Below are 10,699 nucleotides of genomic sequence, written 5' to 3'. Positions count from 1 at the left end.
CCGGCCCGCCTCCCGCCCTCTCCTCCCCCCCCCAACCCACCCCCCCACACCTCACCACCCCCCCCCCCTCCCCCCCCCCCCCCCCCCCCCCCCCCCCCCCCCCCCCCGCTCCTACAGTTCGTTCAGCGCACTACGAAGACTGTGCACATAAAAACAGATCCACGGAGCCTCACCGATGAAATCCTGTGAAGTCAACTTTGACGGTCTAGTGGGCCCGACCCACAACTACGGTGGGCTGTCCTACGGCAACGTCGCGTCCCAGAACAACTGCCAGCAATCCTCCAACCCGCGCGAGGCCGCTTTGCAGGGGCTGGCCAAAATGAAAGCGCTGATGGAGATGGGTTTCACCCAGGGCGTGCTGGCCCCCCAGGAACGCCCCGACGTAGCAGGTCTGCGCAAACTGGGCTTCAGCGGCAGCGACGCACAGGTCATTGAGCGCGCCGCCAAAGAGTCGATGCCGCTGCTGGCCGCCAGTTGCTCGGCGTCGAGCATGTGGGTGGCCAACGCCGCCACGGTCAGCCCGAGCGCCGACACAGCCGACGGCCGCGTGCATTTCACCGCCGCCAACCTCAACTGCAAGTACCACCGCAGCATCGAGCACCCGACCACCAGCCGCGTCCTCGGCGGGATGTTCGCTGATCAACAGCATTTCGCCCACCATGCGGCGTTGCCTGCCGTCGCCCAGTTCGGCGACGAGGGCGCGGCCAACCACACGCGTTTCTGCCGCAGCTACGGGGAGCCCGGTGTCGAGTTTTTCGTCTTCGGCCGCGCTGCGTTCGACAGCCGTCTTCCTGCGCCGCAGAAATACCCGGCCCGCCAGACCCTCGAAGCCTCCCAGGCCGTTGCGCGTCTGCATGGCCTGAGCGCCGAGGGCGTGGTCTTCGCTCAGCAGAACCCGGCGGTGATTGATCAGGGCGTGTTCCACAACGACGTGATCTCGGTGGGCAATGGCGAGGTCCTGTTCTATCACGAGGACGCCTTCCTCAATACCGAGCCCATGCTCGCCGAGCTGCACAACAAGCTCGGTCAACGCGGCGGTCGCTTCCAGGCCATCTGCGTGCCGCGCAGTGAAGTGGCCGTGGAAGACGCGGTGCGTTCGTACCTGTTCAACAGCCAGCTGTTGTCCCGCGCCGACGGTTCGATGCTGCTGATCGTGCCGGAAGAGTGCCGCAGCAACGAGCGCGTGTGGCATTACCTGCAGCGCCTGCTGGCGGACGACAGCCCTATTCGCGAGGTCAAGGTGTTCGACCTCAAGCAGAGCATGCAGAACGGCGGCGGCCCGGCGTGCCTGCGTCTTCGCGTGGCGCTGAATGAAACCGAACTGGCGGCGGTCAATCCAGGCGTTATCATGACCGCGCCGCTGTACGACACGCTGACGCAGTGGGTCGACAAACACTATCGCGACCGCATGAGCGACAGTGATCTGGCCGATCCACAACTGCTGATTGAATGCCGTACGGCGCTGGACGAGCTGACGCAGCACCTGAAACTGGGCGCGGTCTATCCTTTCCAGATCAACTGATGCACCCCATCCGTTACGCCTGCGCCCGAGCGGCGTCAGGCGACGAAGTTTTAGCTTTTACAGAGAGAGTTTTGCCATGACCGACGCGCTGCGTTTGATCCTTGAAGATACTGACGGCACTCAGCTGGAAACGTCCTGCACCCGACTTGCCGTTATCTGGCAGGGCAAAGAGGTCTGGATTCAACAGGACGGCCGTGGCCAGTTGCTGATCGGCGTTGACGTCGAAGAAGGCGATGCCGAATACGCCAACCTGCTGCTGCGTCCATTGGCGACCAACCTGGTCAGCCTGCAACTGGAAATGGAACCGGCTGACATGAGCGGCGACGACGAAGAAGGCCACGTGCACGGCCCAGACTGCACCCACGACTAAGCCTGCGCAGGAAGCTCCCCATGCTCGCCCTCGGCAAACTGCTTGAACTGACCCTCGCGGGTCGCGAACCCGCGGAAAAGACTCAGCTGACTGTCGACGGCGTTCGCATGCGCTGGCTCGCTGAAGGCGCGCTGGAAGTCCGGCCTCCCGAAGCGCGCGACAATGGCACTGACCTGCTGTTGTCCGCCGGCATCCACGGCAACGAAACCGCGCCGATCGAGCTGCTCGATGCGCTGATTCATGCCATCGCCCGGGGCGACCTCAAGCCTCGCGCACGTATTCTGTTTCTGTTCGGCAACCCCGAAGCGATGCGTAGCGGCGGGCGTTATGTCGAGCAGGACGTCAACCGGCTGTTCAATGGCCGTCACGAGCACAGCGGCGGCAGCGAAGCCTTGCGCGCCTGCGAACTCGAGCGTCTGGCCGCCAGCTTCTTCAACATTCCGGGCCGCTACCGCCTGCACTACGACCTGCACACGGCGATTCGCGGCTCGAAAATCGAGCAGTTCGCGCTGTATCCGTGGAAAGAAGGTCGCGCCCATTCCCGCCGCGAACTGGCCCGGCTGCGTACTGCCGGCATGGAAGCGGTGCTGTTGCAGAACAAGTCGTCGATCGTGTTCAGCGCTTACACCTACGACAAGCTCGACGCGGAAGCCTTTACCCTGGAGCTGGGCAAGGCGCGCCCGTTCGGGCAGAACCAGCAAGTCAACCTCGACAAGCTAAAGTCCTGCCTCGAACACCTGATCGCCGGCACCGAAGCCGGTGAGCCTGCGGATCTGAATGGGTTGCAGCTGTTCAGCGTGGCCCGGGAAATCATCAAGCACAGCGACGCCTTCCGCCTGAACTTGCCGGCGGACATCGAGAACTTCACGGAACTGGAAAAAGGCTACGTGCTGGCCGAAGACCTGGCCGATTCACGCTGGGTAATAGAAGAGGAGGGCGCGCGGATCATCTTCCCCAACCCGAACGTCAAAAACGGGCTGCGGGCGGGGATTCTGATTGTGCCGGCGACGGACGAGACATTGGCCTGATGGCGGTCATGCTGGCCTCTTCCCGGTTGAAGCCGGTCCCACTAAGGGCAGCGCCAGCATTCAATGAAATGCGTGGCGATCAAACCGGCCTCTTCCCGGCTAAAGCCAGTCCTACAGTGGGAACGCGGTAGGTCTGTAGGACCGGCTTCAGCCGGGAAGCAGTTGATCTTGATCTTCGGGTGCAAATCAACCCGCCGCTTTCTGCACCTCACCCACCCGACGCACTGCACGCAGTTTTGTCAGCGTGTCCGCGCAGGTCTTGGCCGCTTCCTGGCCCTTGTGCACGAAGTGATCGAAGAAGAACTTCTGGTGCTCTTCACCGGCGTGGAAGTGGTGCGGGGTCAGCACGACCGAGAACACGGGCACTTCAGTTTCCAGCTGAACCTGCATCAGCGCGCTGATCACCGACTGCGCGACGAACTCATGGCGATAGATGCCGCCGTCGACCACCAAACCGGCCGCCACGACGCCGCCATAGCGACCTGACTTGGCCAGCAGCTTGGCGTGAAGCGGGATTTCGAATGCGCCGCCGACTTCAAAGAAATCGATGTCGGTCTCGGCGTAACCGTGTTGCGCCATTTCGGCGACAAAGCCCTTGCGTGCCTGATCGACGATTTCCTTGTGCCAGCAGGCTTGAATAAAAGCGATACGCTCGTGAGCGTGAATGGCGGTAGGTTGCATGTGTTCTGACTCCTGTTTAATAAAAAAAACAGGGCGTTTTGGATCGAATGGGATGCCAGGGTACGTGCGAAACCCTCCCCGACGCGAAGCGCCTGGACTCGTCTCGAAACGATCCTGCTGTGCCAGTCCCGTTCTCTCTTCATCCGGACTATGACCGTCGGCCCCGGGATCACACCGGGTCTGCTGACCTTGCGTCGAGGGTAAGCTCGCTGCAAGCGCTCGCGGGCTCGACGCATTGCGCGCCATTACCGCCGGTGGGGAATTGCACCCCGCCCTGAGAACGTTGCCAACGGCGTTTTCCGTCGGCGTGCAGTTTGTAACATAGATTTCCGGGATTCGCTTGGAGCCTTTTTGATGGTTTTCATCAGCTTTTCTTATAAGGCGTCTTGGCATTCCTGTCCCAAGCCTTGATTATCGAAGCCCCGGGCCTCAGAACTGAAGCTCGACCCTAATCAGCGGGAGCTTCATCGTGGCGGTAATCGATCTGCGCAGTGACACCGTGACCCAACCCTCGGCCGGCATGCGCGACGCCATGGCCAGTGCGGCCCTTGGCGATGACGTGTATGGCGAAGACCCGACGGTCAATCGGCTGGAATCGTGGCTGGCGGAACGTCTCGGTTATGCCGCTGCACTGTTTGTGCCGACCGGCACCATGAGCAATCTGATCGGCCTGATGGCCCACTGCGAGCGCGGCGACGAATACATCGTCGGCCAGCAGGCGCATACCTACAAATACGAAGGTGGCGGTGCGGCGGTGCTCGGCTCGATACAGCCTCAGCCCCTGGACAATCAGGCGGACGGATCGCTGGACCTGGAACAGGTCGCCGCCGCCATCAAGGCCGACGACTTTCATTTCGCCCGCACACGGTTGCTGGCCCTGGAAAACACCATGCAGGGCAAAGTCCTGCCAATGGAGTACCTCGCGGCGGCCCGGGCATTCACCCGCGAAAAAGGCCTGAGCCTGCACCTCGACGGCGCTCGTCTGTACAACGCCGCCGTCAAGCTGGGTGTGGACGCGCGGGAGATCACCCGACACTTCGATTCGGTGTCGGTGTGCCTGTCCAAAGGGCTCGGCGCGCCGGTCGGCTCGGTGCTCTGCGGTTCGAGCGAGTTCATCGCCAAGGCGCGGCGCCTGCGCAAGATGGTCGGCGGCGGCATGCGTCAGGCCGGTCTCCTGGCTGCAGCGGGTCTGTACGCGCTGGAGCATCAGGTCGAGCGTCTGGCTGAGGATCACGCCAATGCCACCGCTCTGGGCAAAGCGCTTGCAGACCTTGGCTTTGACGTAGAGCCGGTGCAGACCAACATGGTCTACGTACGGATCGGCGATCGCGCGCAGGCACTTAACGCCCTGTGCGCCGAGCGCGGTATCGTGCTGAGTGCCGCGCCGCGGTTGCGTATGGTCACTCATCTTGATGTGACTGCTGCCCATCTGGACAAGGTGGTTGCGGCATTTGCCGAGTTTGGCGCTCACTGATCGGGTGATCAGCCCGATTGCCGGTTTCTATCGAATAACACGCTGTACCGAGCGTACAACGCCTATATAATGCGGCCCTTTGCCGTCGCTGCGTCGAATGACGCTATGCATGTGCCAGGCCGCAGTTTCCGTGGAAGAACCTATGAAAAGCGCAGAAATCCGTGAAGCCTTCCTTCGCTTCTTCGAAGAGCAAGGCCACACCCGAGTCGCCTCCAGCTCCCTGATCCCGGGCAACGACCCGACCCTGCTGTTCACCAACGCAGGCATGAACCAGTTCAAGGACTGCTTCCTGGGCCAGGAAAAACGGGCCTACACCCGCGCCGTCAGCAGCCAGAAGTGCGTGCGTGCCGGTGGCAAGCACAACGACCTGGAAAACGTCGGCTACACCGCGCGTCACCACACCTTTTTCGAAATGCTGGGCAACTTCAGCTTCGGTGACTATTTCAAGCGCGACGCGATCACCTACGCGTGGACCTTCCTCACCGGCGTGCTGAACCTGCCCAAGGAAAAACTCTGGGTCACGGTTTACGCCTCGGACGACGAAGCCTACGACATCTGGACCAAAGAGATCGGCGTGCCGGCCGAGCGCATGGTGCGCATCGGTGACAACAAGGGCGCGCCATACGCCTCCGACAACTTCTGGACCATGGGCGATACCGGCCCGTGTGGCCCGTGCACCGAGATCTTCTACGACCACGGCGCCGACATCTGGGGTGGCCCGCCGGGTTCACCGGAAGAAGACGGCGACCGTTACATCGAGATCTGGAACAACGTCTTCATGCAGTTCAACCGCACGGCCGACGGCGTTCTGCACCCGCTGCCAGCGCCATCGGTCGACACCGGCATGGGCCTTGAGCGCGTTAGCGCGGTGCTGCAACACGTCAATTCCAACTACGAAATCGACCTGTTCCAGAGCCTGCTGGCCGCCGCTGCAAAAGCCATCGGCTGCAGCAACGACAATCAGGCTTCCCTGAAAGTCGTCGCCGACCACATCCGTTCGTGCGGCTTCCTGATTGCCGACGGCGTGCTGCCGTCCAACGAAGGCCGCGGCTACGTGCTGCGTCGTATCATTCGTCGCGCCTGCCGTCACGGCAACAAGCTGGGCGCCAAGGGCAGCTTCTTCTACCAGATCGTGGCTGCACTCGTCGCCGAAATGGGCGAAGCCTTCCCCGAGCTGAAAAACCAGCAGGCCCACATTGAGCGCGTACTCAAGGCTGAAGAAGAGCAGTTCGCCAAGACACTGGAGCAGGGCTTGAAGATCCTTGAGCAGGATCTCGCCGAGCTCAAGGGCACCATCGTCCCTGGCGACGTGGTGTTCAAGCTGTACGACACCTACGGTTTCCCGATGGACCTGACCGGCGACATCGCCCGCGAACGCAACCTGACCCTCGACGAGGCCGGTTTCGAGCGTGAGATGGACGCCCAGCGTGAACGCGCGCGTTCCGCCAGCTCCTTCGGCATGGACTACAACAGCCTGGTCAAGGTTGATGTGGCCACGCAGTTCACTGGCTATAAAGCCACCGCAGGCGAGGCCAAGGTCGTCGCGCTCTACAAAGACGGCCTCGCGGTCGAGCAATTGAGCGAAGGCGAGGACGGCGTGGTCATCCTCGACCAGACCCCGTTCTACGCAGAATCCGGCGGCCAGATCGGCGACAGCGGTTACCTGACCGCCAACGGCGAAGTGCGCTTCGATGTGAGCGACACCACCAAGACCGGCGGCGCGTTCCTGCACCACGGTGTTCAAGTGTCGGGCAGCCTGAAAGTCGGCACCACGGTCAGCACCGAAGTCGCCGCCGAAGTTCGCCAGGCCACTTCGTTGAACCACTCGGCCACGCACTTGCTGCACGCCGCGTTGCGCCAGGTGCTGGGCGATCACGTCCAGCAGAAAGGCTCGCTGGTGGACAGTCAGCGCCTGCGTTTCGATTTCAGCCACTTCGAAGCCATCAAGCCCGAGCAGATCAAGGCGCTTGAAGACATCGTCAACGCCGAAGTGCGCAAGAACACCGCGGTCGAGACTGAAGAAACCGACATCGAGACCGCCAAGCAGAAGGGCGCCATGGCGCTGTTCGGCGAGAAGTACGGCGACAACGTCCGCGTGCTGAGCATGGGCGGCGGTTTCTCGGTGGAGCTGTGCGGTGGCATTCACGCCAACCGTACCGGCGACATCGCGCTGTTCAAGATCATCAGCGAAAGCGGTGTGGCCGCTGGCGTGCGCCGTATCGAAGCGGTGACCGGCGCCGTGGCGCTGGAGTACTTGAACGCGGCGGAAGAGCAACTGAAGGAAGCCGCGAACCTGGTCAAAGGTAATCGCGACAACGTTCTGGACAAGCTGTCGGCGGTGCTGGAACGCAACCGTCTGCTGGAAAAGCAGCTGGAACAACTGCAGGCCAAGGCGGCCAGTGCTGCGGGCGACGATCTGTCGGGCTCGGCAGTGGACGTCAAAGGCGTCAAGGTCCTCGCTGCCCGTCTCGACGGTCAGGATGGCAAGGCGCTGCTGGCCCTGGTTGATCAATTGAAGAACAAGCTCGGCCGCGCAGTGATCCTGCTCGGCGGGGTGCATGAAGACAAGGTCGTCCTGGTGGCAGGCGTCACCAAAGACCTGACTGGCCAACTCAAAGCCGGTGATTTGATGAAGCAAGCGGCTGCCGCAGTAGGCGGTAAAGGCGGCGGTCGTCCTGATATGGCGCAAGGCGGCGGTGTTGATGCTGCCGGACTCGAAGCAGCGCTGGCATTGGCTGTTCCGTTCGCCGAACAAGGTATTTAAGTCGACCCACCCGGGGCCCGTTATTCGGGTTCCGGCGCTTCGCGGTTTGAATGATAACGGGCGCCCTTCATGGGCTGAGGCGGCTTTGAGATGGCTTTAATCGTACAAAAGTTTGGCGGCACCTCGGTGGGCTCGGTAGAGCGCATCGAACAGGTGGCCGACAAGGTCAAGAAATTCCGTGATGCGGGCGATGATCTGGTGGTCGTGCTATCGGCCATGAGCGGCGAAACCAACCGCCTGATCGAACTGGCCCGGCAGATTAGTGATCAGCCGGTGCCACGCGAGCTTGACGTCATTGTTTCCACCGGCGAGCAGGTCACCATCGCTCTGCTGGCAATGGCGCTGATCAAGCGAGGCGTGCCGGCTGTTTCGTACACCGGTAATCAGGTCCGCATCCTGACCGACAGCGCCCATAACAAGGCGCGTATTCTGCAGATCGACGATCAGAAAATTCGCTCAGACCTGAAGGCCGGTCGTGTGGTGGTGGTCGCCGGTTTCCAGGGCGTCGACGAAGACGGCAACATCACGACCCTGGGCCGTGGCGGTTCCGACACCACCGGCGTGGCGCTCGCTGCGGCGTTGAAAGCCGATGAGTGCCAGATCTACACCGACGTCGACGGCGTCTACACCACTGACCCGCGTGTTGTTTCGCAGGCCCAGCGTCTGGACAAGATCACCTTCGAGGAAATGCTGGAGATGGCGAGCCTCGGCTCCAAGGTCCTGCAGATCCGCGCGGTCGAATTCGCCGGCAAGTACAACGTCCCGCTGCGCGTACTGCACAGCTTCAAAGAGGGTCCAGGCACCCTCATTACCATTGATGAAGAGGAATCCATGGAACAGCCGATCATTTCGGGCATCGCCTTCAACCGCGACGAAGCCAAGCTGACCATCCGTGGCGTGCCAGACACCCCGGGCGTTGCGTTCAAGATTCTCGGTCCCATTAGCGGCGCGAACATCGAAGTCGACATGATCGTGCAGAACGTTTCGCACGATAACACCACCGATTTCACCTTCACCGTGCACCGCAACGATTACCAGGCAGCGCTGCAGGTTCTGCAGAACACCGCCAATGAAATCGGCGCCCGTGAAGTCATTGGCGACACCAAGATCGCCAAGGTTTCCATCGTCGGTGTCGGCATGCGGTCCCACGCCGGTGTCGCCAGTCGCATGTTCGAAGCGCTGGCCAAGGAAAGCATCAACATCCAGATGATCTCGACGTCCGAAATCAAGGTCTCGGTGGTGATCGAAGAGAAGTACCTGGAGCTGGCCGTGCGCGCGCTGCACACTGCTTTTGAACTCGACGCACCGCGTCAGGGCGAATAAATCTTGGGCAGAGGCGCGGTTTCGGCCGGGCCTTCTGCTACGGGATGTGCGCGAGAACCTGTTCTTTTTCCGGCGCTGGTCGATACTGAGGCATGGACCTGGGGTCGCTTGCGGCTCGGGCCATGCCGTTTGTCTATGCAGACTGTAGTCCCTTGAATGTAAGCCGTAAGGAGATAGGTATGCTGATTCTGACTCGCCGGTGCGCGGAAAGTCTGATCATTGGTGATGGTGAAATCACCGTGACCGTGCTCGGCGTAAAAGGCAATCAAGTACGCATTGGGGTCAACGCGCCCAAGGAAGTGGCCGTTCACCGCGAAGAGATTTACCTGCGTATAAAGAAAGAGAAGGACGAAGAACCAAGCCATTAATTTTTATTGAATTTTTGGTTTGCAAACGGGGAAAAGGGTGGTTATTATACGCCCCGTGTTGCGGAGAGCTGGCCGAGTGGCCGAAGGCGCTCCCCTGCTAAGGGAGTACACCTCAAAAGGGTGTCGGGGGTTCGAATCCCCCGTTCTCCGCCATTATTTGCGTAGTACGTTGTAATCTGGCTTGATCGGTAAGTTGTTGAATCTAATCGAAAAAGTGCTTGACCAAGAGATTTGACGGCCTATAATGCGCGGCAACAAATGCACTCGTAGCTCAGCTGGATAGAGTACTCGGCTACGAACCGAGCGGTCACAGGTTCGAATCCTGTCGAGTGCACCATTTAAGCGTTTTTTGTAGCGATACAAACGACAGTCTTAAGTTAGAAAGAGCCTGGCTTCAACAGGTCTTCGGAAGCACCACTCACTTCCAGAAGTAAAATGCAGTGACCAGAGGTGAACTGGTTTAAAAAGCGCCATCTGCACTCGTAGCTCAGCTGGATAGAGTACTCGGCTACGAACCGAGCGGTCACAGGTTCGAATCCTGTCGAGTGCACCATAAAACGAAAAGCCCGCATGCAAATGCGGGCTTTTTGCTTTCTAGCGTTTACCTTTTACACAGCCGTGTTCATCGAATGACACCTGTCGGCTGCGTCCTTTCTTCTCCTCATACACATAACGCACTTCAGCGTTACGGCTGATGATCTTGTCGGGCCGACCCAGCAAGCTTTCTACATCACGTTTGCTCATCCCCGTTGGCGTCTGCTGATTGATGATCGCCTTGCGGCGCTGCTCCGCACTCAGGATATTGCCGCAGCCGTCATCGCGTTGGCCCACGACCACCACTTCCCGGCTTTCAGGATCTCTCATCGCGTGCGCTTTTGAAGCCGGAGAAGGGGCCGTGAAGGTCATGCCAGATGCCGGATTGATATCCTGTGGCGTTGTCGCTTGCCCGATGGGGCAGCTCAGTGTTGTGAAAGTCACGCTGCCGCTTTGATCCTGGCAACGATTGACGGTAGTAGCGCCTGCGTCGAGTGAAGAAAAAAGCAGCAGGCTGATGAAGAGCTTTTGAGTGTTAAGCGGCATCGCAATGTCCTCCCTGACCCGAGTGCGGAAAGGGTAGCGATGAGAATTTCTCGCGGCGAGCGGGTTTTGTTCACCGGATGTGACGGGCG

9 protein-coding genes, 3 tRNA genes and 1 riboswitch are annotated in these 10,699 nt (G+C 60.6%); of the genes, 10 read left to right on the top strand and 2 right to left on the bottom strand.

Annotated elements, in window-relative coordinates:
* The first annotated feature begins 175 nt into the window (after positions 1-175).
* The 3 genes from astB (at position 176) to astE (ending at position 2,920) form a co-directional block, all read left to right on the top strand.
* Entirely contained in the window at positions 176-1,522 is a 1,347-nt protein-coding gene (astB, locus tag ACYAR8_RS19580; protein ID WP_463580802.1) for an N-succinylarginine dihydrolase, read from the top strand.
* A gap of 76 nt (positions 1,523-1,598) precedes the next feature.
* On the top strand, positions 1,599-1,892 hold the full coding sequence (locus ACYAR8_RS19575) for a topoisomerase II (RefSeq protein ID WP_065986195.1): 294 nt from the start codon (positions 1,599-1,601) through the stop codon (positions 1,890-1,892).
* A gap of 20 nt (positions 1,893-1,912) precedes the next feature.
* On the top strand, positions 1,913-2,920 hold the full coding sequence (gene astE, locus ACYAR8_RS19570) for a succinylglutamate desuccinylase (RefSeq protein WP_463580801.1): 1,008 nt from the start codon (positions 1,913-1,915) through the stop codon (positions 2,918-2,920).
* Positions 2,921-3,106: 186 nt separating this feature from the next.
* Here the strand turns inward: astE and ACYAR8_RS19565 are convergent, their stop codons facing one another.
* Positions 3,107-3,601 carry a 6,7-dimethyl-8-ribityllumazine synthase gene (locus ACYAR8_RS19565; RefSeq protein ID WP_065986193.1) on the bottom strand — a complete coding sequence of 165 codons (495 nt, stop codon included), beginning with the start codon at positions 3,599-3,601 and terminating at the stop codon, positions 3,107-3,109.
* A 126-nt stretch (positions 3,602-3,727) separates the two neighbouring features.
* Positions 3,728-3,887: riboswitch (FMN riboswitch) on the bottom strand.
* A 183-nt stretch (positions 3,888-4,070) separates the two neighbouring features.
* On the opposite strand from ACYAR8_RS19565, the gene ltaE reads away from it, so the two are divergent.
* The 7 genes from ltaE to ACYAR8_RS19530 all read left to right on the top strand — a co-directional run bounded on the left by ltaE (position 4,071) and on the right by ACYAR8_RS19530 (position 10,083).
* Complete coding sequence (gene ltaE, locus ACYAR8_RS19560) at positions 4,071-5,075, top strand: low-specificity L-threonine aldolase (protein ID WP_463580800.1); 1,005 nt, start codon at positions 4,071-4,073, stop codon at positions 5,073-5,075.
* Between the two features lie 142 nt (positions 5,076-5,217).
* A complete protein-coding gene (gene alaS / locus ACYAR8_RS19555; protein WP_463580799.1) occupies positions 5,218-7,839 on the top strand; it encodes an alanine--tRNA ligase in 2,622 nt (873 codons plus the stop codon).
* Positions 7,840-7,929: 90 nt separating this feature from the next.
* Positions 7,930-9,162 (top strand): aspartate kinase, encoded by a 1,233-nt coding sequence (locus tag ACYAR8_RS19550; RefSeq protein ID WP_074890351.1) that lies wholly within the window; start codon positions 7,930-7,932, stop codon positions 9,160-9,162.
* Between the two features lie 179 nt (positions 9,163-9,341).
* Positions 9,342-9,530, top strand: a complete 189-nt coding sequence (gene csrA / locus ACYAR8_RS19545; RefSeq protein ID WP_002554426.1) for a carbon storage regulator CsrA — start codon at positions 9,342-9,344, stop codon at positions 9,528-9,530.
* A 62-nt stretch (positions 9,531-9,592) separates the two neighbouring features.
* Positions 9,593-9,683, top strand: a tRNA-Ser gene (locus ACYAR8_RS19540).
* 107 nt (positions 9,684-9,790) lie between these two features.
* A tRNA-Arg gene (locus tag ACYAR8_RS19535) sits at positions 9,791-9,867 on the top strand.
* A 139-nt stretch (positions 9,868-10,006) separates the two neighbouring features.
* Positions 10,007-10,083, top strand: a tRNA-Arg gene (locus ACYAR8_RS19530).
* 41 nt (positions 10,084-10,124) lie between these two features.
* On the opposite strand, the gene ACYAR8_RS19525 is transcribed toward ACYAR8_RS19530, so the two are convergent.
* Positions 10,125-10,610 (bottom strand): cell envelope protein SmpA, encoded by a 486-nt coding sequence (locus ACYAR8_RS19525; protein ID WP_463580798.1) that lies wholly within the window; start codon positions 10,608-10,610, stop codon positions 10,125-10,127.
* Positions 10,611-10,699: the final 89 nt, after the last annotated feature.

This window comes from Pseudomonas sp. HP_01, assembly GCF_055284355.1.
This window is presented reverse-complemented; position numbering and strand designations above follow the sequence as displayed.

Coding starts and splice junctions, on each gene's coding strand:
- astB (WP_463580802.1), top strand. CDS start 176: ATGAAATCCTGTGAAGTCAACTTTGACGGTCTAGTGGGCCCGACCCAC.
- ACYAR8_RS19575 (WP_065986195.1), top strand. CDS start 1,599: ATGACCGACGCGCTGCGTTTGATCCTTGAAGATACTGACGGCACTCAG.
- astE (WP_463580801.1), top strand. CDS start 1,913: ATGCTCGCCCTCGGCAAACTGCTTGAACTGACCCTCGCGGGTCGCGAA.
- ACYAR8_RS19565 (WP_065986193.1), bottom strand. CDS start 3,601: ATGCAACCTACCGCCATTCACGCTCACGAGCGTATCGCTTTTATTCAA.
- alaS (WP_463580799.1), top strand. CDS start 5,218: ATGAAAAGCGCAGAAATCCGTGAAGCCTTCCTTCGCTTCTTCGAAGAG.
- ACYAR8_RS19550 (WP_074890351.1), top strand. CDS start 7,930: ATGGCTTTAATCGTACAAAAGTTTGGCGGCACCTCGGTGGGCTCGGTA.
- csrA (WP_002554426.1), top strand. CDS start 9,342: ATGCTGATTCTGACTCGCCGGTGCGCGGAAAGTCTGATCATTGGTGAT.
- ACYAR8_RS19525 (WP_463580798.1), bottom strand. CDS start 10,610: ATGCCGCTTAACACTCAAAAGCTCTTCATCAGCCTGCTGCTTTTTTCT.